The sequence below is a fragment of the Variovorax sp. W2I14 genome, from assembly GCF_050435205.1.
Taxonomy (GTDB): Bacteria; Pseudomonadota; Gammaproteobacteria; order Burkholderiales; family Burkholderiaceae_C; genus Variovorax; species Variovorax paradoxus_C.
Genome location: NZ_JBNDJX010000001.1, coordinates 7,248,881 through 7,271,954 on the forward strand (window position 1 = coordinate 7,248,881; position 23,074 = coordinate 7,271,954).

Annotated in this window: 20 protein-coding genes; 5 read left to right on the forward strand and 15 right to left on the reverse strand. The window is 66.9% G+C overall.

Annotated elements, in window-relative coordinates:
- Positions 1-114: 114 nt before the first annotated feature.
- From QF040_RS33690 to QF040_RS33720, 7 genes are all read right to left on the reverse strand, one after another.
- The gene (locus QF040_RS33690) at positions 115-753 is read right to left on the reverse strand and encodes a DUF3299 domain-containing protein (RefSeq protein WP_429614517.1); all 639 of its coding nucleotides are present in this window, start codon (positions 751-753) and stop codon (positions 115-117) included.
- A gap of 3 nt (positions 754-756) precedes the next feature.
- Entirely contained in the window at positions 757-2,019 is a 1,263-nt protein-coding gene (locus tag QF040_RS33695) for an ABC transporter permease (RefSeq protein WP_429614518.1), read from the reverse strand.
- Positions 2,016-2,771, reverse strand: a complete 756-nt coding sequence (locus tag QF040_RS33700) for an ABC transporter ATP-binding protein (protein ID WP_429614519.1) — start codon at positions 2,769-2,771, stop codon at positions 2,016-2,018. Before QF040_RS33700 ends, QF040_RS33695 begins: the two co-directional genes overlap by 4 nt.
- Before the next feature lie 4 nt (positions 2,772-2,775).
- On the reverse strand, positions 2,776-3,369 hold the full coding sequence (locus QF040_RS33705; protein WP_429614520.1) for a DUF2796 domain-containing protein: 594 nt from the start codon (positions 3,367-3,369) through the stop codon (positions 2,776-2,778).
- The gene (locus QF040_RS33710) at positions 3,366-4,274 is read right to left on the reverse strand and encodes a sulfurtransferase (protein ID WP_429614521.1); all 909 of its coding nucleotides are present in this window, start codon (positions 4,272-4,274) and stop codon (positions 3,366-3,368) included. Before QF040_RS33710 ends, QF040_RS33705 begins: the two co-directional genes overlap by 4 nt.
- 29 nt (positions 4,275-4,303) lie before the next feature.
- Positions 4,304-5,221 (reverse strand): DMT family transporter, encoded by a 918-nt coding sequence (locus QF040_RS33715; RefSeq protein ID WP_429614731.1) that lies wholly within the window; start codon positions 5,219-5,221, stop codon positions 4,304-4,306.
- 147 nt (positions 5,222-5,368) lie between these two features.
- Positions 5,369-6,511 (reverse strand): aromatic ring-hydroxylating oxygenase subunit alpha, encoded by a 1,143-nt coding sequence (locus QF040_RS33720; protein WP_429614522.1) that lies wholly within the window; start codon positions 6,509-6,511, stop codon positions 5,369-5,371.
- Between the two features lie 179 nt (positions 6,512-6,690).
- Between QF040_RS33720 and xseB the strand changes: the two genes are divergently transcribed.
- The 4 genes from xseB (at position 6,691) to QF040_RS33740 (ending at position 10,939) form a co-directional block, all read left to right on the forward strand.
- Positions 6,691-6,957 (forward strand): exodeoxyribonuclease VII small subunit, encoded by a 267-nt coding sequence (gene xseB / locus QF040_RS33725; protein WP_013540173.1) that lies wholly within the window; start codon positions 6,691-6,693, stop codon positions 6,955-6,957.
- A complete protein-coding gene (locus QF040_RS33730) occupies positions 6,954-7,868 on the forward strand; it encodes a polyprenyl synthetase family protein (RefSeq protein WP_429614523.1) in 915 nt (304 codons plus the stop codon). The genes xseB and QF040_RS33730 overlap by 4 nt, the downstream gene beginning before the upstream one ends.
- 18 nt (positions 7,869-7,886) lie before the next feature.
- The gene (gene dxs, locus QF040_RS33735) at positions 7,887-9,743 is read left to right on the forward strand and encodes a 1-deoxy-D-xylulose-5-phosphate synthase (RefSeq protein WP_429614524.1); all 1,857 of its coding nucleotides are present in this window, start codon (positions 7,887-7,889) and stop codon (positions 9,741-9,743) included.
- Between the two features lie 113 nt (positions 9,744-9,856).
- A complete protein-coding gene (locus tag QF040_RS33740) occupies positions 9,857-10,939 on the forward strand; it encodes a TRAP transporter substrate-binding protein (protein ID WP_306877843.1) in 1,083 nt (360 codons plus the stop codon).
- 114 nt (positions 10,940-11,053) lie between these two features.
- Here the strand turns inward: QF040_RS33740 and QF040_RS33745 are convergent, their stop codons facing one another.
- Together QF040_RS33745 and QF040_RS33750 are read right to left on the reverse strand one after the other, a co-directional pair.
- On the reverse strand, positions 11,054-12,895 hold the full coding sequence (locus QF040_RS33745) for a TRAP transporter large permease (RefSeq protein WP_429614525.1): 1,842 nt from the start codon (positions 12,893-12,895) through the stop codon (positions 11,054-11,056).
- 22 nt (positions 12,896-12,917) lie between these two features.
- Positions 12,918-13,553, reverse strand: a complete 636-nt coding sequence (locus tag QF040_RS33750) for a TRAP transporter small permease subunit (RefSeq protein ID WP_429614526.1) — start codon at positions 13,551-13,553, stop codon at positions 12,918-12,920.
- 164 nt (positions 13,554-13,717) lie between these two features.
- On the opposite strand from QF040_RS33750, the gene QF040_RS33755 reads away from it, so the two are divergent.
- Complete coding sequence (locus QF040_RS33755; RefSeq protein WP_429614527.1) at positions 13,718-15,016, forward strand: SUMF1/EgtB/PvdO family nonheme iron enzyme; 1,299 nt, start codon at positions 13,718-13,720, stop codon at positions 15,014-15,016.
- 30 nt (positions 15,017-15,046) lie between these two features.
- Here QF040_RS33755 and QF040_RS33760 read toward each other — a convergent pair whose 3' ends face one another.
- The 6 genes from QF040_RS33760 to QF040_RS33785 form a co-directional block, all read right to left on the reverse strand.
- Positions 15,047-16,777, reverse strand: coding sequence for a hypothetical protein (locus QF040_RS33760; RefSeq protein WP_429614528.1), 1,731 nt, complete (start codon positions 16,775-16,777; stop codon positions 15,047-15,049).
- 36 nt (positions 16,778-16,813) lie between these two features.
- Positions 16,814-17,563, reverse strand: a complete 750-nt coding sequence (locus QF040_RS33765) for a hypothetical protein (protein WP_429614529.1) — start codon at positions 17,561-17,563, stop codon at positions 16,814-16,816.
- A 149-nt stretch (positions 17,564-17,712) separates the two neighbouring features.
- The gene (locus QF040_RS33770) at positions 17,713-18,513 is read right to left on the reverse strand and encodes a helix-turn-helix domain-containing protein (protein WP_429614530.1); all 801 of its coding nucleotides are present in this window, start codon (positions 18,511-18,513) and stop codon (positions 17,713-17,715) included.
- Between the two features lie 50 nt (positions 18,514-18,563).
- Positions 18,564-21,023 (reverse strand): GcvT family protein, encoded by a 2,460-nt coding sequence (locus tag QF040_RS33775; RefSeq protein ID WP_429614531.1) that lies wholly within the window; start codon positions 21,021-21,023, stop codon positions 18,564-18,566.
- Between the two features lie 28 nt (positions 21,024-21,051).
- Complete coding sequence (gene purU / locus QF040_RS33780; RefSeq protein ID WP_429614532.1) at positions 21,052-21,918, reverse strand: formyltetrahydrofolate deformylase; 867 nt, start codon at positions 21,916-21,918, stop codon at positions 21,052-21,054.
- Positions 21,915-23,054 carry a 2-aminoethylphosphonate--pyruvate transaminase gene (locus tag QF040_RS33785; RefSeq protein ID WP_429614533.1) on the reverse strand — a complete coding sequence of 380 codons (1,140 nt, stop codon included), beginning with the start codon at positions 23,052-23,054 and terminating at the stop codon, positions 21,915-21,917. The genes purU and QF040_RS33785 overlap by 4 nt, the downstream gene beginning before the upstream one ends.
- Positions 23,055-23,074 lie beyond the last annotated feature (20 nt).

Below are 23,074 nucleotides of genomic sequence, written 5' to 3' on the forward strand. Positions count from 1 at the left end.
TCTGCGATGACCGACTGTGCGCCGGTGATGCAACCGTCTGTGTCGTCCGCGCGCTGCTGCCTCTGTGGGGCATCGCCCACAGGGGGCGGCCTCAGGGTCGCGCGGGCGTTTGTCTTACTTGGCGCTGCCCGAGTACTTGGTGACGCTGCTCGCGCTCACGTGGTAGCCGCTCACGCCCATCATCGAATCGTTGCGCTGGGTCTGCAGCTTGCCGGTGACCCACACGGTGTCCATCGCGCGGAACTTGGCGCCCTTCTGCGGAATGACGTGCAGGATCTGGTTGGCCGGCGGCGGCGGCGTGTGGATGCAGGCGCCGAAGTAGGGCACGAGCAGGAACTCCGTGACCTCGCCCTTGGCCTCTTCGAGCGGCACGATGAAGCCGGGAATCTTGATTTCGGTGCCGTTCATCGCGGGGTTGGTCGGTGCGTTGTTCGACACCTCCTGCATCTTCATGAGCAGCTCGTTGGCGCGCGGGTCGCCGTCGTCGAGCGCACTCAGGTCCATGCCCTTGAACTCCTTGGCCGGGTCCCAGTCCTTGGGCACCAGTTCTTCCCAGGTGATCTGCCGCGGCTGGCCCGGCGTGCCCTTGGCAACGGCGGGTGCAGCGGCCTTGCCGCCGAGCGGGTTCGATGCGGTGGTGTCCTTGGGCGCGGGCTCGGCGGCCCATGCCATCGCTGCGAGGCCGGCGCCGGCCAGCAGCAATGAAAGCCGATTGAAAGCCGTGATCGTGGAAGTCTTCTTTGCGATGCGCATGGTTCAAATCCTCGGTGAGAGGCCGTCCGCCAGTGAGAGTCGGTAGGCGCGAATGCCAGGGAGCAGGCTTGCCAGCCAGCCTGCGACCAGCAGGCTCGCCATCAGCAGCCACTCGTTGAGTGTAGGTTCCGAGAGGCTCAGTGTCAGCCCGAACTGCGACTGCAGCCACGGCGACAACAGGGCGATGCCGAGCACCGCCATCACCACGCCGAAGGCCACGCCGAGCACGGTGACCATGGCGCCTTCGAGCGCGAGCAGCGCCAGCACATGGCGCAGCCCGGCGCCCACGGCGCGCAGCACGGCCAGCTCGCGCCGCCGTTCGTTCAGGCCCGCCATCACCACCGAGACCAAGCCCGCGAGGCTCACCAGCGCGACCAACGCCGACATCAGCAAGAGCGCGTTCTCGCCGATGCCGATCACGCTCCACAGTTCATCGAGCGCGACGCCGGGGAGGATGGCCATCAGCGGTTCGCCGTTGTAGGTCGAAATCCAGCGCTGCACGCCGAACACCGCGGCGCGGTTCTTCAGGCCCACGAGCGCTGCCGTCACGTTCTTGGGCGTGAGGTCGAACTTGCGCACCTGCTCGGCAGGAATCTTCACGCCGGGCATCGGCGCGCCGCCCACCCATTCGAGGTGGATGGCCTCCATCGCTTCGAGGCCGATGTGCACCGTGCGGTCCACCGGCGTGCCGGTGCGTGCGAGCACGCCGACCACGGTGAAGGGCTTGTCGGCGTGCTCGGCCACGTTGAGTTCGCCGCTGCCGTGCGCGAGCGTGATCTTCTGGCCCACGTGGTAGCCGAGCTTGTCGGCCACTTCGGCACCGACCACCGCATCGAAGAGTTCGCTGAAGGGCTTGCCCTCGCGCAGCTTCAGCAATTGCTTGTCGCCATAGCGAAAGCGCGCGAAGTACTCGGGCGACGTCGCCAGCACCGCGAAGCCGCGGTGCGAATCGCCCAGCGACAGCGGCACGACCCAGTCGACGCCCTGGTGCGCGGCCAGCGCCTGCACGCTCTTCCACGAGATGTTGTTGGTGGCCGCGCCGATGCGGAACACCGAGTACAGCAGCAGCTGCGTGGAGCCCGTGCGCGCGCCGACGATGAGATCGGTGCCCGAGACGGACGAGGCGAAGTTCTCGCGCAGCTCGGTGCGGATGCGCTCGACGCCGAGCAGCAGGAAGGTCGAGAGCGCGATCGAGAACACGGTGAGCGCGAGCGTGAAGCGCCGGTTCCAGGCGCTGCGCCATGCGATGGAGAAGAGCGCCTTCATGCGTCCACCGCCATCGCCGTCGAAGCCGCGCGATTGATCTCGGGCAGCAGCACATGCCGCGCGAAGCGCTGTGCAATGCGCTGGTCATGGCTCACGAAGACGAGGGCGCTGTGGTTCTCGACACAGGCGGTCAGCAGCACGTCGAGAAAAGCCTCGCGCCGGTCTTCGTCGAGCGCGGAAGTCGGCTCGTCGGCAATCACCACTTCGGGTTGGCCGATGAGCGCACGCGCCGCGGCCACGCGCTGCTGCTGGCCCACCGAGAGCTGAAGCGCCTGGCGCTTCCAGAGGTTGCTGTCCAGGCCCATCTGGTCGAGCAGGTGCTCCGCCTCTTCGCGTGAACCGTGCGAACTGCCGCGGCGCGCGGCCTGCGCTTCGCGCCGCGCCGAAAAGCGGCAGGGCAGCAGGACGTTGTCGAGCACGCTCAGGTAGGGCAGCAGGTTGAACTGCTGGAAGATGTAGCCGACATGGGCCACGCGGCAGCGGTCGCGCGCGGCGCTGGAGAGCTGCGACCAGTCGTGGCCCAGCAAACTCACGCGGCCTTCGTCGGCCACCAGCACGCCGGCCAGCAGCGACAGCAGCGTGCTCTTGCCGCAGCCGCTCGGGCCGTGCAAAAACACCGATTCGCCGGCCGTGATGCGGAAGGCCTCGATGTCGATGCAGGGCGCCTTCACGCCGGGCCATGTAAAGCGCAGCGATTCGGCCGCGAGCACGACGCGCAGGGGCGTCGAGTCGGCCTGCGAAGCGGTGCTCACAGTGCTACTTGCCCCAGCTCAGGCGAGCGGGCTGGGCCGCCTGCGCACCCGCGGGGCGCTTGAGCTGGCGCTTGAACTGGCCTTGTGCCGAAGCGATCTGCGAATCGATCTGGCGCAGGCCCTTGAACACGCTGAACAGGTTCAGGTCGATGAACTTCGCGGCGGCCGCGTTGGTGCAGTTGAAGGAGAAGGTGGCGTCCAGGTCGGCATGGCCCGGAGGCTCGTTCGGATCGGGGTTGCCGAGGCCCAGCGCGCCGGAGCGCAGATCGACCGGGCCGAGCTTGCAGTTGGCGGCGGGGTCGATGGTGAAAAGCTTGTCGGCCGCGCGCAACTGGGCGACGGCGGCTTCGACGGTGGCTTTCTCGGCATCGGTCTTCGGAGCGCGTTCGAAGCCGACGATGTTGTCGAGCGGCGATTCCATGTCGATCACCACCGTGGGGCCGTCGATGGCCACGTCCAGCTTCATCTGGCCGTGCACATGGGCGTGCTGCTGCTGGGCTTGCGCGGAAACGAACGGGGCCGCAGCGAACAGGGCTGCGGCGAATAAGGAGGGGAGTGCGAGACCGGAGATGCGTCGGAGTCGGATGTGGTGTTTCATGGTTCTGCGCCTTGCCGGGTCGGCAGCCCCGGCGTGTTGCTCCATTCGCTCCAGCTGCCGGCATAGAGCGCGGTCGTCCCGAGCCCGGCGATCTGCATCGCAAGCAGGTTGGGCACCGCACTCACGCCGCTGCCGCATTGGTGGACGACTGTCGCCGCATCGCGTCCCGCGAGCAGCGCTTCGAACTCGGCACGCAATTGCGATGCCGGCTTGAACTTGCCGTCGGGGCCGAGGTTCTCGGCGAAGGGCCGGTTGAGGGCCCCGGGGATGTGACCGGCAATCGGGTCCAGAGGTTCCACCTCGCCGCGATATCGTGCACCGGCCCGTGCGTCGATCAGCTGCTGGTCAGCTTGGCCGAGCCGACGCAACACGGTGTCGGTAGTCACAAGCTTCGCCAACGGCTCGCCCTGTACGAAATTCGACTGGAAGCGCGCGGGCTCCTCGCGGTCGGTGACTTCGCCCCCCGCGGCCTGCCAGGCCTGCAGGCCGCCGTCGAGCACGGCCACCGCGTTGTGGCCCATCCACTTGAGCATCCACCACAGGCGCCCGCAGTAGTTGGCGCCGTTGCGGTCGTACACCACGGCCTGCATGTCGTTGGAGAAGCCGACGCTGGAAAGCCACGCCGCGAACTTTTCGCGGCTGGGCAGCGGATGGCGCCCGCCCGAGGCGGGCACGCCGTCTTCCTGCGCGACGACCACGTCGCCGTGCGCGCCGGGCAGGCCGTGCTTGGCGCTGAGGTCGGTATCGAGGTTGGCGTACTGCGCGCCCGGAATATGGGCCGCGGCGTAGAGCTGCGGGCCGGCCTCGGGCTTCATGAGGTCGAAGCTGCAGTCGAACACCATGAGCGGTGCGTCGCTGGCCTGCAGTTGCTGGAGTTGTTCGACGCTGACGAGGGTGGTGTACATGGTCGTGGTCTCCTTCGGAGAGGTTGTCTTCAGTGTTCTTCGGCCGGCGCCTTGGGCACCGCCCGTTGGCGCAGCACCGTGGCCGCGATGCCGCTCGCGATGATGAGCGCCATGCCGCCCCAGCCGGCGGCATCGATGCGGTCATCGAACACCACCACGCCATAGAACGCCGCGAAGATGATGCCCGAGTACTGCAGGTTGGCCACCACGAGGGTGCCGGCTTCCGTCTTGGCCGTGGCGTAGGCACGGGTCATGCAGAGCTGCCCGAGGGCGGCGAGCAGGCCGATGGGCAGAAGCCACAACGCGTGTTCCCAGGTCCACGAGCTGCCGCCCGAAAAACCCGTGGCCGCTGTGGCGAAGGCGCCGGCCACGGCCGAGCCGACCGCGAAATAGAACACCGTGCGCAGTTCGGGCTCGCCGATGCGCGAGAGCGCCACCACCTGCATGTAGGCGAAGGCGGCTGTCAGGCCCGACAAGAGGCCCAGCATGCCCGCGAAGCCTTCGTTGCCGCTGACCGTGGGCTTGAGCATGAGCACCACGCCGATGAAGCCCGCGAGCACCGTCATCGCGAGCGCGCCCTGCAGCGGCGGCTTGGCCACGCGGCCGTCGCGCCCGGGCACCGGCACCCACGCGAGCAGCGCGCCGCCAATCAGGAAGGCCGCGACCCACACGCTGCTCATGTAGTTGAGCGTGACGGCGGTGGCCAGCGGCATGTGCGCGATGGCGTAGAACCACGCGCCCAGCGAGATCACGCCGATCGTGCTGCGCCAGGCGTGCATGCCGGGGTATTTGGTGGCGAGCGACACGCGCATCTTGCGCGACAGGAGCCAGAGGAAAACGATGCCGATGAGGCCGCGGCCCAGCACCATCTCGCCGCTGTTGAACCATTGCGAAGCGACCTTCACCACGACGCTCATCGTCGCGAACAAAAAGGCGCCGAGCACCATCCAGAGCGCTTGCACTATTGACTCTCCCCCAGGCTTCGCGCACTTCGTGTCGCTTCTCCAACCCCCTCACAGGGGGCAACACCAGCGGCCCGGCAAAGCCGGTTCCGCGGTGTTCCCAGAACACCCGTCGATGCGGCAGTCATCGACTCAGGTGCTCTTCTGCATCGCGGCCTTGTACCACTCGTGGAACTGCTGCATGCCGTCTTCCATCGGGCTCTGGTACGGGCCGGTCTCGTTGTCGCCGCGCAGCATCAGCGCGCGGCGGCCGGCGTCCATGCGCTCGGCAATCTCGTCGTCTTCCACGCAGGTTTCCATGTAGGCGGCCTGCTGGGCCTCGACGAACTCGCGCTCGAAGGCGACGATTTCCTCGGGGTAGAAGAACTCGACCATGTTGAGCGTCTTGGTCGGGCTTACAGGGTGCAGCGTCGAGACGGTGAGCACATGCGGATACCACTCGACCATCACGTGCGGGTAGTAGGTGAGCCAGATCGCGCCGTACTTCGGCGGCTTGCCGTCGCGGTACTTGAGCAGCTGCTCCTGCCACTTCTGGTAGACCGGGCTGCCCGCGCGGCCGAGGCGGTTGGCCACGCCGACGGTCTGCACCGAATAGTTGTGATTGAACTCCCAGCGCAGGTCGTCGCAGGTGACGAAGCTGCCGAGGCCCGGATGAAACGGGCCGACGTGGTAGTCCTCGAGGTAGACCTCGATGAAGGTCTTCCAGTTGTAGTTGCACTCGTGCAGTTCGACGCGGTCGAGCGCGTAGCCCGAGAAGTCGAGGTCGGCCTGCGGGCCCAGGCCGCGCATGTCGGCGGCCACGTCGCGGCCGGTGCCGTCCGAATTCTTCTCGAACAGGAGGCCGTTCCACTCGGTGAGGGGATAGTTGTGCAGGTTGAGGCACGGGTCCTGGTCGAAATGCGGGGCGCCGATCAGCGTGCCGGTGGTGCGCGCATCGCTCGCGGCGTAGGTCCAGCGGTGCAGCGGGCAGACGATGTTGCCGCCGGCCTGGTTGTCCAACTGGCCGCGGCCCTGCAGGATCAGCGCCTGGCGGTGGCGGCACACGTTGGAGATCAGCTCCACGCCCTTGGGCGTGTGGACCAGCGCGCGGCCCTGGTGTTCCTGCGGCAGGGTGTGGAAGTTGCCCATTTCGGGCACGGCGAGGCGATGGCCGACATAGCGGGGCCCTCGCGAGAAAAGGTTTTGCATTTCGCGGGCGTACAGGGCCTCGTCGAAATACGCGGAAACTGGAAGTTGGCTCGCGGCCTGCTGCAGTTGAAGACTTAAATCAGACATGGAGGACCTGACCAAGCTCCCCACAGGGAGAAAAAAAGGAAATAACGGAAGGCGCCGTCAGAAGGTGCGACGGCCCGAGAAGTGTGTTGGTTTGCCAACAAGAAGAGTTCGCATTGTACCCGGGGGGCCCCGTTTTGCCCCCCGTCCTAAAATGCCCCGTTTCACCCACGTTCCGTTGCATGCCCAAGGTGCCTTCTCCTTCCTCTTCCAGCCCGGCGGCCACGCCCGATACGGGGCCGTTGCCCGTCAGTTACGAAGCCGGGCTTCAGGAACTGGAACAACTGGTTGCAGAACTCGAATCGGGCCAGTTGCCGCTCGACCAGCTCCTGGGCAGCTACCAGCGCGGCGCCGCATTGCTCGCTTTCTGCCGCGACAAGCTGCAGGCGGTCGAAGACCAGATCAAGGTGCTCGACGCGGGCAGCCTCAAGGTCTGGACGGCCGAATGAGCGCGGCCACCATGACCGACTGGACCGCCGCCCGGCTCGCCGGCTGGAGCGAACCGCACCTGGCCCGTGTCGAGGCGGCGCTGTCGCGCTGGGTCGGCGTCGAGGCGCCAGTACTGCTGGGCGATGCGATGCGCTACGCGGTGCTCGACGGCGGCAAGCGGCTGCGGCCGCTCCTGGTGCTCGCGGCCAGCGAGGCGGTCGGCGGCAATGAAGCCGCGGCGCTGCGTGCGGCCTGCGCCGCCGAGCTGATCCACGCCTATTCGCTGGTGCACGACGACCTGCCCTGCATGGACAACGACGTGCTGCGCCGTGGCAAGCCCACGGTGCATGTGAAGTTCGGCGAAGCCGATGCGCTGCTCGCGGGCGACGCGCTGCAGGCCCTGGCCTTCGAACTGCTGACGCCCGAGGGCGACGAGATTCCCGCGGCCACGCAGGCCACGCTGTGCCGCCTGCTCGCGCGCGCCGCCGGCAGCCAGGGCATGGCGGGCGGGCAGGCGATCGATCTCGCCAGCGTCGGCATCGCACTCAACGAAACCCAGCTACGCGAAATGCATCGCCTGAAGACCGGCGCGTTGCTGCAGGGCAGCGTCGAGATGGGCGCTGCATGCGGCAACGTGAGTGCCGCTGCGCTGGCGGCGCTGCGCGACTACGGCGCAGCCATCGGCCTCGCATTCCAGGTGGTGGACGACATCCTCGACGTCACCGCCGATTCCCAAACCCTGGGCAAGACGGCCGGCAAGGACGCCGCCGCCGACAAGCCCACCTACGTGTCGCTGCTCGGCCTCGACGGCGCGCGTACGCAGGCCCGCCAACTGCTGGCCGATGCGCTCGCCGCCCTGGCCAACAGCGGCCTGGCCGACACCGCCGCGCTGCGCGCTCTCGCACACATGGTGGTCGACCGCGACCGCTGAGAAAAGAACAAATCCCACATGGCTCCGTTGCTTCCCACTCTCCACGACCCTTCGCCGATCCGCCAGTACGACCGCGCACAGCTGCGGCAGCTGTCCGACGAGGTGCGCGCCTGCGTGCTCGACAACGTCTCGCGCACCGGCGGCCACCTGAGTTCCAACCTCGGCACGGTCGAGCTCACGGTCGCGCTGCACCACGTGTTCAACACGCCGCACGACCGGCTCGTGTGGGACGTGGGCCACCAGACCTATCCGCACAAGATCCTCACCGGCCGGCGCGAGCGCATGCCCACGCTGAGGCAAATCGGCGGCATCTCTGGCTTTCCGCAGCGGAGCGAGAGCGAGTACGACACCTTCGGCACCGCGCACTCGTCCACCAGCATCTCGGCCGCGCTCGGCATGGCGATGGCGGCCAAGCAGAAGGGCGAAGACCGCTACACCGTGGCGATCATCGGCGACGGCGCATTGACGGCCGGCATGGCCTTCGAGGCGCTCAACAACGCGGGCGTGTGCGACTGCAAGCTGCTGGTGATCCTGAACGACAACGACATGTCGATCAGCCCGCCCGTGGGCGCACTCAACCGCTACCTCGCGCAGCTGATGAGCGGCAATTTCTACGCCGCCGCCAAGAACGTCGGCAAGAGCGTTCTGCGCGCCGCACCGCCGCTGTTCGAACTCGCCAAGCGCTTCGAGCAGCATGCCAAGGGCATGGTGGTGCCGGCCACGCTGTTCGAGCAGTTCGGCTTCAACTACGTCGGCCCGATCGACGGCCACGACCTCGATTCGCTGGTGCCCACGCTCGAGAACCTGAAGCACCTGAGCGGCCCGCAGTTCCTGCATGTGGTCACGAAGAAAGGGCAGGGTTACAAGCTGGCCGAGGCCGATCCGGTGGCCTACCACGGGCCCGGCAAGTTCGATCCGCAAGTGGGCCTCGTCAAATCGACCGCGGTGGCCAAGCAGACCTTCACGCAGGTGTTCGGCCAGTGGCTGTGCGACACGGCCGCGCACGACGGCCGGCTCGTGGGCATCACGCCCGCGATGCGCGAAGGCTCGGGGCTTGTGGAGTTCGAGCAGCGCTTTCCCGATCGTTACTACGACGTCGGCATCGCCGAGCAGCACGCGGTCACCTTCGCGGCCGGTCTCGCCTGCGAAGGCCTGAAGCCGGTGGTCGCGATCTACTCGACCTTCCTGCAGCGCGCGTACGACCAGCTGATCCACGACGTCGCTATCCAGAACCTGCCTGTGGTGTTCGCGCTCGACCGCGCGGGCCTTGTCGGTGCCGATGGTGCGACGCACGCGGGCGCCTACGACATTCCGTTCCTGCGCTGCATTCCCAACATGAGCATCGCCTGCCCCGCGGACGAACGCGAGTTGCGCCAGTTGCTCACGAGCGCCTACGAGCAGAACCACCCGGTGGCGGTGCGCTATCCGCGCGGCGCGGGTGCCGGCATTGCGCCGCACCTCACGCTCGACGCGCTGCCGCTCGGCAAGGGCGAAGTGCGCCGCGAGGGCAAGCGCATCGCGATCCTCGCGTTCGGCTCGCTGCTGTATCCGGCGCTCACCGCGGCCGAATCGCTCGATGCCACGGTGGTCAACATGCGCTGGGCCAAGCCGCTCGACGTCGAACTGCTGCTGCAGGTGGCGGGCACGCACGATGCCATCGTCACGCTCGAAGAGGGCGCCACGATGGGCGGCGCGGGCAGTGCGGTGCTCGAGGCGTTGCAGGCTGCCAACGTACAGAAACCGGTGCTGCAACTGGGCCTGCCCGACCGCTTCATCGAACATGGCGATCCGGCCAAGCTGCTCGCATCGATCGGGCTCGATGCAACGGGCATTGCGGCCTCGATCGTGCAACGCTTCGGCACCGTCGCAGGGTAAACCCCCGCCGGACGCCTGTAAGCCGGTTTTTACAATCAAGAAGACTTATACAAAAGTCCCCAACGCGGTCACAAGCCGCGTTTCGTTTTTCCCAAGAACTCGGAGTGCATTCAATGGATCGTCGTTCCCTCATCAAAAACGCGGGCATCGCCGGCGTTTTGGCCGCCGGCATTGCGCCGGCCGTTCACGCGCAATCTGCGATTCGCTGGCGTCTCGCGTCCAGCTTTCCCCGTTCGCTCGACACCATTTTCGGCAGTGCCGAAATGCTCTCGAAAACAGTCAAGGCACTGTCGGGCGGCAAGTTCGAAATCTCGGTCCATCCCGCCGGTGAGCTGATGCCCGCATTCGGCGTGGTCGACGCGCTGCAGGGCGACACGCTCGAAATGGCGCAAACCGCCGCCTACTACTTCACCGGCAAGGACCCGATCTTCGCGTTCAGCTGCGCCGTGCCCTTCGGCCTCACAGCACGCCAGACCGATTCGTGGAAAGAGTACGGCAACGGCCGCAAGCTCCTGGACGCCTTCTTCGCGCAGTACAACTTCCGCACCGCCAGCGCCGGCAACACCGGCACGCAGATGGGCGGCTGGTACCGCAAGGAAATCAAGACCGTCGAGGATCTGAAGGGCCTGAAGATGCGCATGGGCGGCGGTGTGTTCGGCGAGGCGATGGCCAAGCTGGGCGTGGTGTCGCAGAACATGCCCGCGGGCGATATCTACCAGGCGCTCGAAAAGGGCACGCTGGACGCCGCCGAGTTCGTCGGCCCCTACGACGACGAGAAGCTGGGCTTCAACAAGGTCGCCCCGTACTATTACTACCCCGGCTGGTGGGAAGGCGGTGCCGACCTGGAGTTCTTCATCAACAACAAGGCTTACGCCAAGCTGTCGGACGAGAACAAGGCCATCCTGGATGCGGCCACCAAGGTTGCCGCGCGCGACATGATCGCCAAGTACGACGCCTTCAACCCGCTCGCGATCAAGCGCCTCGTGGCCGCCAAGACGCAGCTCAAGCCGTTCCCCAAGGCCGTGATGGACGCAGGCTTCAAGGCCTCGATGGAAGTGTTCGCCGAGCACGAAGCCAAGTCGGCCGACTTCAAGAAGATTCACCAGGACATGCGCGCCTTCCAGCGCGACCAGATCCTGTGGAACCGCTTCTCGGAGTACCCGTTCAACCAGTACATGAACTCGGTCAAGATCTGATGCGATGCACCGCCGCCGGCTTGCCGGCGGCGTGCAGCAAAAAGGCCGGTCCGCTTGCGCGGGCCGGCCTTTTTTTCATGGTGCGCCTCCCGGGGAGGAGGCGGTGTTTGTCGCTCAGGGCTTGGGGTTCTGCGCCTTGAGGGCGTCCTGCATGGCCTTCATCGGATCGCTCTCGGTGCTTTCCACCGACGGTTCCGGCGCTGCTGGCGCAGCGGCACCCGGCGCGCCCGGCTCGGTCTTCGGCTCGGTGCCCGGCGCGGCCTCTTCGGGGCCGCCATAGGGGTCGGTCGGCGTTGCGCCTTCGTCGGACTTCAGGCTGTCGCGCATCTGCGCACCGATGTCCTCCATGTTGACCTTCACCTCCTTGTCGAGGCTGCCCGTCACGATCTGCGGGAACGCGATCAGGATGCCCACCATGGTGAGCTGGATCAGCACGAACGGGATCGCGCCCTTGTAGATCTGCATCGTCGTGACCGGCTCCATGACCTTCTGCGTCACGCGGTCCACGTACTGCTTCTCGGGCGCGACCGAGCGCAGGAAGAACAGCGCGAAGCCGAAGGGCGGGTGCATGAACGAGGTCTGCATGTTCACCGCCAGCAGCACGCCGAACCAGATGAGGTCGATGCCCATCTTGTGCGCCACCGGTGCCAGGAGCGGCACCACGATGAACGACAGCTCGAAGTAATCGAGGAAGAACGCCAGGAAGAAGACCAGCACGTTCACCGCGATCAAAAAGCCCACCGGTCCGCCGGGCAGCGACGTCAGCAGATGCTCCACCCAGATCGGGCCGTCCGCGGCCTGGAACACCAGGCTGAACACCGTGGCGCCGATCAGGATGAACATCACGAAGCTGGAGAGCCGCGTGGTCGAGCCCAGCGCCTGCTTGAGCAGCGAGAAGCTCATGCGACGGCGGACCCAGGCCATGATGAGCGCGCCCATGGCACCCATTGCACCGCCTTCGGTCGGGGTGGCCACGCCCAGGAAGATGGTGCCCAGCACCAGGAAGATCAGCAGCAGCGGCGGAATCAGCACGAAGGTGACCCGCTCGGCAAGGCGCGACAGGAGATTGAGCTTCAGGCCCTTGTTGATCAGTGCGATCACCAGCGCCACGAACACGCCGCCGCACATGGCGACCACGACCTTTTCGTCGGTCGCCACCGAGGTCACTTCATGGCCCTGGAACCAGGTGTGCACCGCTTCCATGTTGCGCGCGAGGATCACGGCCACTACCGCCGACAGCGCGGTGATGCCCACCAGCGAGGCATAGCCGCCGCCGCCGTTGGGTTCGCGGAAGGTGCGTGCCTCGGGCGGCAGCGCGGGTACGTGCGTGGGCTTGAAGATCGCGAGAAATACGACGTACAGCACGTACAGGCCCATCAGCATGAAACCGGGCAGGAAGGCGCCCTTGTACATGTCGCCGACGCTCTTGCCGAGCTGGTCGGCCATGATGATCAGCACCAGCGAGGGCGGGATGATCTGCGCGAGCGTGCCCGAGGCGGCGATGACGCCGCTGGACAGGCGCCGGTCGTAGCCGTAGCGCAGCATGATCGGCAGCGAGATCAGGCCCATCGAGATGACCGATGCCGCCACCACGCCGGTGGTCGCCGCCAACAGCGCGCCGACGAAGATCACCGCCAGCGCGAGGCCGCCGCGCATCGGGCCGAAGACTTGGCCGACCGTGTCGAGCAGGTCCTCGGCCATGCCGCTTCGCTCGAGGATGAGCCCCATGAGCGTGAAGAAGGGCACGGCCAAGAGCGTGTCGTTGGCCATGATCCCGATCAGCCGCTGCGGCAGCCACGCCATCACCGACGACTGGAACACGCCGAGCTCGATGCCGACGAAACCGAAGAAGAGGCCACAGGCCCCGAGGCTGAACGCAACGGGAAAACCCAGCAGCAGAAAACAGATCAGGCCCGCGAACATGATCGGGGCGAAATTGGCAACGATGAATTCCATGGTTTTATGTCTCGTCGGCCGTTCAGTGTTGCGGCTTCGGGGCGTTGCCCGTCGCGGCGGCGGCCTTGGCGGCGTCCATCTCGGCCTGAAGGCGCAAGGCCTCGATCAGTTCGGCTTCGGCTGTCTTGTCGGTCAGGCGGCCCATGGGGTCCGGGCCTTCGCCGCGCAGGAACGCAATGCGCTTGATGAGCTCCGACCAGCCTTGCAGCAGCAGCAAGCCAAAGCCCACCGGAAGCGCAGCCCACACGGGCCAGCGGATCAGGCCGCCTGAGTTGCCCGACATTTCGCCCGAGTTGTACATCTGCAAGACCACCGGCGTCGACAGATAGAGCACCGTAATGCACAGCGGCGTCAGGAAGCAGGTGAAACCGATGATGTCGATCCACACCTGCTTGCGTTTGCTCAGGCGGCTGTTGACCACGTCGATGCGCACGTGTTCCCGGTGCAGCAGCGTGTAGCCGGCGGCTATGAGAAACGACCAGGCAAACAGGTACCACTGCACTTCGAGGAAAGCGTTGGAGCTGGTATTGAACACCTTGCGCACGATGGCGTTGATGGCACTGATCGCGGTAGCGGCCAGGATCAGCCATATCGCATATTTGCCCACCTGGGCATTGAGCCAATCGATGGCCCGGGACAGCTTGAGCAAGCCTTGCATTACATCTCCATTTTTGTATTGGGAGCCTCCAGATACGACGGCACCCGACGCGCTGGCCTTGTGTGCCAGCGGGTCGGGTGCGTGAGGCGGTGCGAATTCTATCGGTGTAGCCGGAAAGTTCTTTGAGGGCGTACCCAGGGTCGTCGGCTGTTCATAATGGCGCCATGGCCCAGACACCGCGACACACCCCGTCTGCCGCCGGGGCGGCATCGTGGTCGATCGACGCTCCCGAGATTCGCAGCGCTGGCCGCGACCTGCTCTCGCTGGCCCTGATCGACGCGCGCAACCACACGCTCCACCTGCTCACCCTGTACGAAGAGGCGCTGGGCTCCGAAGCCCTCGCCGTGCCGCCCGTGCCCGAAGAAGAGGGCGTGGTGCCTCCGGTCTGGCTGGCCGGGCATATCGGCTGGTTCGCCGAATGGTGGATCGGCCGCAACACGCAGCGCGCCTTCGGCATCGACTGCCCGGTGCGGCCCACGCGCCTCGCGGCCATCGAACCGAGTGCCGACGACTGGTGGAACCCGGCGCACAGTTCGCCCGGCCGCCGCTGGTCGGCCGACCTGCCTTACCTCGGCCAGACCAAGGCCTACCTGCTCGAAACCCTGGAGAGCACGCTCGAGCTGCTCGAGCACGCGGCCGAGACCGATGCGGGCCTGTACTTCTACCGCCTCGCGCTGTTCCACGAAGACCTGCGCGGCGAGCAGTTCGTGGTGATGGCACAGACGCTCGGGCTGCCGCTGGGCATCGAGCAGGTGCCGATCGCCGTCACGCGCGAGCCGCTCCTGGTGCCCGCCACGCGCTGGGAACTGGGCCTGCCCGAGAGCGGCTTCGCCTTTGCGCAGGAACGCGCGGTGCACCGCATCGACGTGCCCGAGTTCGAGATCGATGCGCAGCCCGTCACCTGGAACCAGTACATCGAATTCGTCGACGACGGCGGCTACGACCGCGAGGAGCTGTGGCACCCCGAAGGCTGGCGTTGGCTGGCCGCACAGGTCGAGGGGCGCCGCGGGCCGCGCCATGTCGAGCAGATCGGCGTGGCGCGCAACGGCACCGGCGGCTCGGTGCTGCAGCACCGCTTCGGCGTGACCGTGCGCGCGGCGGGGCACCACAGCGCGGTGCACCTGAGCTGGTGGGAAGCCGACGCCTGGGCGCGCTGGGCGGGGCGCCGCATCGCGACCGAGGTCGAATGGGAGATTGCGGCGCACACGGCCGCGCGGCGCGGCTTTCGCTGGGCCGATGTGCACGAGTGGACCGCGGGCACGCTGCAGCCATGGCCCGGCTTCCGGGCCGACCCGTGGAGCGCGGGCGGCGAGTTCGATCCGGTGGCCGCGTTCGGCCGTGCGCGCGTGCTGCGGGGCGCATCGTTCGCCACGCGTGCGCGGCTTCGTTCGCCGCGCCGCCGGAGCTTTGCGCTGCCGGAGCGCGACGACGGCTTCTTCGGCTTTCGCACCTGCAGTCTTTGACGCCGCTTCGCGCGCCCGGCCTCGCGCCGATCAACCGAAGACGTTGAACAGCGACAGCAGCCAGCCCGCCACGCCCGCCAGGTTCAGCGGCTCGGCTTTCTCGGGGCCGACTTCCTTCAGCACGGGCTCCGCCTCCAGGCTGTTGGTGCTCAGCAGGTTGTTCAGGAAGTGCCCCACGTCGCCATCGAACGCCGGCTGGATGCGCCCGCCGTCGTCCCGCATGTTCGCGGCGCGCGAGGTCTCGGTGCCCGCGAAGGTCAGCGCCGTCGTGACGTGGCTGCCGATCACCAGGTACCGCGACCACGGCATGTAGTAGCCGAAGTTGGGCAGTGGGCCGAGGTTGCCGCGCACCAGGTCCATCTCCTTCTGAAAGAGCTTGAGCTTGGCATCGCGCAGCGCCGAGCCTTCCAGGCCCGCGACCTCGGCGTTCTGCGCCCCGATGAAGAAGAAGCGCGAGATCACCTGGTCCTGCTGGAAGCTCGTGAGGCCGAAACGGTCGTTGGGGTAGCGGTTGGACAGCACCGTGCTGAAGCTGCCGGTGTCGCCGCCGGCGGCCTTGGTGATGTTGACCTTCTTGCCCGTCGTCTTCTCCCACCGCGCGATCACGCCGCTGGCCTGCTCGGCGTATTCGGGGTGGCCGGGCACGCGCAGGTCGGCGGCCAGCGGCTGCTGGAAGAAGCCCCAGGTGTGGGAAGCCAGTTGCCAGAACTTGGCGGCGGGCGTCTTTTCCAGGTCGGCTGGCGAGATGATTTCACCGGAGCCGTAGACCGGTGCCGTCAGCAGCGGACCCGAGTCGTTGAGCAGCGCGACGCGCGTCTTCTCTCCCGCGAGCGCCTGCCGGATCATCGGATAGTTGAACTGCGCCGAGTAGCCGCCCGCGCTGCCGCCGTAGACCAGCAGTTGCTGCAGGTAGCCCCTGTCCGAAAGGCTCTGGGTGAACTTGTTGTCCTGCAGAAACTTCATGGCCGCGCGCACGTTGTTGAGGCCGTTGAAGTTGACGTACTTGGTCTTCGTCGCATCGTCCGGCGCGGCCGGATCGTTGAACGACCTGAAGCTGGCGCCGGCGGAAACATCGCCCGTGCAATACGGGAACACCACCTTGGTCCACTTCTGCGTTTCGGGTGCCGTGGTCGTCTGCCAGAGGCGCCCCCACCAGCCGTCGTCCAGCTTGCCCGAGCCTCGCCCGAACAGAAGGCGTGCGGCCGCCTCGACGAGGAAGGTGTTGCCCTCCAGCACCGGCGAGGTGAGCAGCAGCGCGGTCTTGGAGACGATGCCGTCGCCCTGGATGTAGCCGGAGGGCAGCCCGTCGGGGTTGGCCGCGCCCGTTTCGGCATCGGGGCGGCACGACTGGAAGTCCCAGCAGGCGCCGCCGCCTTCGAAGTCGACCAGCACCTTGTCGCGCATGCCGGCATCGGAGGAGACCTTGTAGTACATGCGATAGGGCGTGCCGTTCATGCACGAGGCGCCCGAGCTCGCGGGGAAGGTGTATTCGACCCAGGTGTCCAGGTCGGCTGCCCAGTTGGGTCCCGCGGCGGGAACGATGGTCTGCCCGGGCCTGGAACTGTTGGTGAGGCCCGCGTTGTACTTGCGCGTGGCTTCGTCGATGAAGGCCTGTGCATCGGCTCGGCTTCTTTGTGGAGATACGGCCTGGGAGCCTTGCGCGCTGCCTTCCTGGGAAGACGGCGCACTGCCGGCCGCGCCCATCGAGAGCGACAAGGCCAGTGCGGCCGCGACTCTCCAGAAAACTCTTGTCGGGTTCATGTTGTGTGGCTCCTGATTTTTTTGCGATGAAGGATTTCAGTAGTGGCGGCTTCTGATCTCGAACTCTCTTTGCGCCATCACGCGCTGCCGCTCTTCGGGGTCTTGCACGATGGCCTGCACTTCGCTGGCCATCTGGTTCCTGGCCTGCGTGTAGCTCTGGTAGCGGGGCTCGGAGGTGGGCTCCGGCCCCAGCATCTGCCGGGCGTGCGATTGCAGCGACTCGGTCAGTCGCTTCGTGAGCGCGTCCCGGATCTCGGGGTCCGGCTCTCCGATCTGGATCAGCGCACGGGTGGAGGCGATGGCCTCCACCGGCAGGATCTCGCCATTGGCGACGTGCTGGGGCAACTGGTCCAGGATCGCGTAGGACTCGTCGCGCCGTTCCTCGTCGCTCAGCGTCGGCAGCACCCGGGCGAAGGTGTCCATGCGGTCCCTGAACCGTGCGAGCGCGACGATGCGGTCCACCTCCGTGGTCACGTCCTTGCCGGTGCCGGCCAGGTCGCGCCGCAGCTTCACGACGTCGAGGCCGCGTTCGCGTGCACCGGCCGAAGTGAGATAGGGCGACGCGCCGGGCGCGAAGGCGATGTAGCCCGCGGCGCGCCGGGCGAGCACGACGCCTTCCCGGCTCGTGGGTGCCTGCGAAGCGGCCGCTGCTGCCGCGTCGGCCGACGTGCTGGTTGCGGCGGCGTGGCTGTCGGTGTCGCCTGGAAAAAGCCAGGCGCCGAGCGCCGTCAGAACGGCCGCGGCACCGAGGCCGAGCCGGGCGGATGTGGATAAGCGGGAGCGCACGGTGAACCTCTCTTGTCTCTTGTCTTCTTCGTTTCCGTCACCCGGGAAGCGTAGACAGGGACAGCGGCGCCCACTTTCATGCAGCCGCTAAGGTTCTAGGTGAAAACGAGACGATGCGATCGACCCGGCCCGCCCCGGCCGCGCCGTGTTCACAGGCCCCAGACGCGCTCGGCCTGGTCGTCCGCCGTCACGCGCACCTGGCGCGAAAGGAACGACGGCGGCAGGCCGAAGGAGCACTGGAAGGTGCGGCTCATGTGGGCCGCGCTGGCGAAGCCGCCGTCCAGCGCGATGTCGGCCAGCGGACGGCCGCTGGCGAACTGCTGCACCGAACGGCGCACCTTGGCCCACAGCAGGTAGTTCTTGATCGACACGCCCGCCTGCTCGCGGAACAGGTGCGTCAGGCGGTCGGGCGACAGGCACGCCACCTCGGACAGGTCCTGCAGCAACAGCGGACCCGCATGTGATCGCGCGACGCGCATCACGCTGTCGATGCGCGGATCGAGTCCGCCCGAGAGCTCGCAGCGCCCGGGGCGCTCGGTGATGGCCTCGACCATCCGCATGCCGAGCGATTGCAAGTGATGCTCGGCCAGCGCCCCGCACTGCGCCGCCTCGAAGCTGTCGCGCAGCCGGCCGAAGCATTGCGCATCGACCGGCACGATGCCCCGGTCGCCGATCCATTGCGACAGCGTGCGGTAGGCGCCGGAGCCCGGATCGAAGTTGAGCGAGAGCAGCCCGCAGCCATCGACATACAGCCGCCGCTGCGCGCCCGCCGCAACCACCGCGGCCGTGCAGAGCGCGCGCGTACCGTCGGCGGCTTCCAGCCTGAACGGATGCCCGCTGACCGAGGCGAGCAGCGTGACCGACGAGCGGGCCGTCAGGTCCGACTCGATGGCCGGCGTGACGTAGAGAAAGCTGCTGTCCCAGAGATGCAGGAAGTTCTGTGCGGCCATGTGTACCCCGAAGAGATACCTTGTCTCCAGCCGTCCGTGTTCTCGTCCCGCTATGGGCGGCGCTGTTCGAGCGCGGCCTTCACGAGCGAGGGGTAAGGCGGCCGCGATTGTGCCGTGGCGGCGAAGCGATGACCGGCGATGTCGATTTCGTAGGAACCCTGCATCGCCTCGTCCCGCGTCAGCGGCTCGGCGCTGCGCACATAGCCCATTACCACCATCCGCCCGAGCACGGCGCTCCAGGCCGTGGAGGTCAACTCGCCCACGGCCTTGCCGTTGCGAAGGATCGGCTCGCCGCCCCATGCGAAGGCCTGTTCGTCGTCGAGCGTGAACATCAGGAGCCGCTTGGAAAGCCGCTCCGGCGCGATCTTCGCGAGCGCGGCCTGGCCGATGAACGCGGCCGGCTTGTCCAGCTGCACCGCGAACTCCAGCCCCGCCTCGAACGGGTTTTCGTCCGGCCCCAGTTCGAGGCCGAAGGCGCGGCGCCCGGCTTCGATGCGCAGGGCATCGATCGTGTAGTAGCCGCCATCGCGAAGGCCGAGGTCTGAGCCCGCTTCGAACAGCGTGTCGTACACATGCACCGCCATCTCGGTGGGGATGTACAGCTCCCATCCGGGGCCGCCGACGTACGAGACCTTGGCCGCGAGTGCGCGCGCATGGCCGACGTCGATCTCGATCACGGCCGATTGCGGAAACGCTTCCTTGCCGAGGTCCTGCGGCGTCACGCGCGACAGCAGCTGCTGCGCCTTCGGGCCGGTCACGGTGAGCGTGCAGTAGCCCGAGGTCACGTCCGTCACCGTCACATGCTCGTTGGGTTGCAGGTGACGCTTGATGTGGCCCATGTCGCGATAAGGTTGCGCGGAGCCGGTGATGATGAGGAAGCAGTCGGCTTCCAGCCGCATGACCGTGAGATCGCTCTCGAAGCCGCCGCGCTCGTTGAGCAGCGCGGTGTAAACCATGCGGCCGGGCCGCACGGCCGCGTTGTTGGCGCAAAGGCGCTGCAGCAGCAGCTCGGCGTCTCGCCCTTGCACCATCAGCTTGCCGAACGAGGTCTGGTCGAAGACGACGACGTCCTGCCGCACGGCCATCTGTTCGGCGATGCAGGCATCGAGCCAGTCGGGGCGGCCGAAGCCGTAGCGCGCTTCCGGCTTCTGGCCCGGCAGCGCGAACCAGCTCGCACGTTCCCAGCCGAGCTTGCTGCCGAAGGCGGCGCCCTTGGCCTTGAGCTTGTCGTACAGCGGCGAGCGGCGCAGCGGCCGGCCCGACTCCAACTCGTGGCGCGGCCAGCGCATGGCGTAGTGCAGGCCGAGTGCTTCCACCGTGCGGTCCTTCAGCCAGCGCTTGTTTCTGTTGAAGGGCGCGAAGCGGCGGATGTCGACATCGAGCAGGTCGGCCGGCGCGGCGCCGCCGACGATCCATTCGGCGATGAGCTTGCCCGCGCCGCCCGCGTTGGCGATGCCGGCAGAGTTGAAGCCGGCGGCCACGAAATAGCCCTGCACTTCGGGCGCTTCGCCGAGGATGAAATTGCCGTCCGGCGTGAAGCTCTCGGGGCCGTTGAGGAAGAGCTTGATCTCGGTGGTCTCCAGCGCGGGCGTGCGGTGCACGGCTTCGTCCAGCAGGATCTGGAACTGGTCCATGTCGTCCGGCAGCAGCTGGAACTCGAACTTCGGCGGAATGCCGTCCATGCCCCAGGGCTTGGCCACCGGCTCGAAGCCCCCCATCACGAGGCCGCCGACTTCTTCCTTGTAGTAGATGTAGCCGTCGGGGTCGCGCAGCACCGGCAGGTCGCGGTGCACGCCTTCGATCTCCTTGGTGACCAGGTAGAAATGCTCGGCCGAATGCAGCGGGATGTTGACGCCCGACATCTTTCCCAGATCGCGCGCCCACTGGCCCGCGCAGTTGAGAAAGGTCTCGCAGCGCACCGTGCCCCGGTCGGTCTCGACGCCGACGATGCGGCCGTGCTCGATGATCGTGCCGGTGATCCGCACGCCCTCGAAGACCTTCGCGCCGCGGTTGCGCGCGCCTTTGGCCAGCGACTGCGTGAGGTCGGTCGGATTGGCCTTGCCGTCGCCGGGCAGCCAGACGGCGCCCACGAGATCGTCGATGCGCATCAGCGGCCACAGTTCCTTCGCTTCGGCGGGCGTGATGAACTCCGCCTCGATGCCGAAGCTGCGCGCGGTGGCAATGGTGCGCTGGAGCAGCGTCATGCGCTCGGGCGTTCGCGCCACCGTGATGCTGCCGCACTGCTTCCAGCCGGTGGCCAGGCCCGTCTCGGCTTCGAGCGAGGCGTACAGGTCGATGCCGTAGCGGCTCATCCGGGTCATGCTGCGGTTGGCGCGCAGCTGGCCGACCAGCCCTGCGGCATGCCAGGTCGTGCCGCAGGTGAGCTGCCCCTGCTCGAGCACGATCACGTCGGTGCAGCCGAGCTTGGTGAGGTGGTAGGCCGCGCTGCAGCCGGCGATGCCGCCACCCGCGATGACGACCTGCGCATGAGAGGGAAGTGGTGTCGCCATGGTGTGTAGGGGATTCGTCAGGTGAGGGTTACTTGAAGACCACCGTCTTGTTGCGGTGGACCAGGATCCGGTCTTCCAGGTGGTGGCGCACGCTGCGCGACAACACACTCTTCTCGATGTCCTTGCCCAGGCGCACCATTTCCTCGATCGAGTTGCCGTGATCGATGTTGATCACGCCCTGCTCGATGATCGGACCGGCGTCCAGCTCGGCGGTCACGTAGTGGCTGGTGGCGCCGGTCATCTTCACGCCGCGCTCGAAGGCCTGGTGGTACGGCTTGCCGCCGACGAAGGCCGGAAGGAAGCTGTGGTGGATGTTGATGATGCGGTTGCGCAGGCGCTCGGTCATCGCGTCCGACAGCACCTGCATGTAGCGCGCGAGCACCATGAAGTCGCCGCTGAATTCGCGGAACAGCCGCTCCACCTCGGCGTAGGCCTGCTCCTTGGTCTCGGGCGTCACCGGCACGTGGAAGTAGGGAATGCCGTGCCACTCGACGAAGGAGCGCAGCTCGTTGTGGTTGGAGATCACGCACGGGATCTCGCAATGCAGGTCCTTGTTGCGCCAGCGGTGCAGGAGGTCGTTCAGGCAGTGGTCCAGCTTGCTCACCAGCACCACCATGCGCTTCTTCACCGAGCTGTCGGAGATGCCCCATTCCATCTCGAACTGCTTTGCGAGCGGGGCGAAGCGGTCGCGGAACTCATCGAGGTAGAACGGCAGCGTGTCGGCCTGGATCTCCACGCGCATGTAGAAGCGGTTGTGCAGCGCATCGCCGTGCTGGGCCGCCTGCGAGATCAGGCCGCCATGACTGGCGATGAAGCTGCCCACCGCCGCCACGATGCCTGTGCGGTCCGGGCAGGTCAGCGTGAGGATGTAGCGGCGTGGTGTTGTTTCGGTCATGCCGTCGCAGGCGCGGTGACCTGGCGAATGTTCATCGCCTTGAGCGTGTCCGCAATCGCCGCCACCGCGCCCGGAATGCCGGCCTCGCCGAAGTGCCCCATGCAGCCGACGCGGAAGGTTTCCACCTGCGTCAGCTTGCCGGGGTAGAGGATGTAGCCGCGCTTCTTGACCTCTTGGTAGAAGGTCTTGAAGTCGTAGTTGGCATCGTCGGGCGCGTGGAAGGTGATGATGATCGGCGCCTGGATCGCAGGGTCCAGGAAGCTGCGGAAACCGAGTGCCGCCAGCCCGTCGATAAGCCCCTTGCAGTTGCGTGCATAGCGCGCGCCGCGCGCGGCGAGGCCGCCTTCTTCGATGTATTGCGCAATGGCGGTGTCCAGCGCGGCCACCACGTGCGTGGGCGGCGTGAAGCGCCATTGCGTGGTCTTCTCCATGTACACCCACTGGTCGTACAGGTCCATGCTCAGCGAGTGGCAGTTGCCTTCGCACTTCTCCAGCGTGCTGCGCTTGATGACGACGAAGCCCATGCCCGGCACGCCTTCGAGGCACTTGCCCGATGCAGCGACCACCGCATCGAAAGGCGTCTTGCGCGCATCGATCTCGAGTGCGCCGAAGGAACTCATCGCATCGATGATCAGGCCGCGTCCGTGCTTGGCAACGACCAGCGCGATCTCGTGCAGCGGGTTGAGCACGCCGGCGCCGGTTTCGCAATGCACCACGGCCACGTGGGTGATGCTGGGGTCGGCCGCGAGCGCGCGATCGACGTCGGCCGGCGAGACCTGCTTTTCCTCGGTGTAGTCGATGGTGGCGAGCTTGCGGCCGAGCACCTTGCAGATCTTCGCCAGGCGCTGGCAGTACGCGCCATTGCTCGGCACCAGCACATGCCCGTTGCGCGGCACGATGGTGCCGATGGCCGCTTCCACCGAGAAGGTGCCGCTGCCCTGTAGCGGAACGCATTCGTGCGTGCCCGTGCCGTGCACGATGTTGAGCACTTCCTTGCGGATGCGCGCGGTGATCTGGTTGAAGTCGGCGTCCCATGATCCCCAGTCGCGCAGCATCGCCTGGCGCGTGCGGTCCGAGGTGGTCAGGGGGCCGGGGGTGAGCAGGATCGGGTAGGCAGGGTGGGGGGCTTGACTCATGGTGTCTCCAGGCGGGGAAA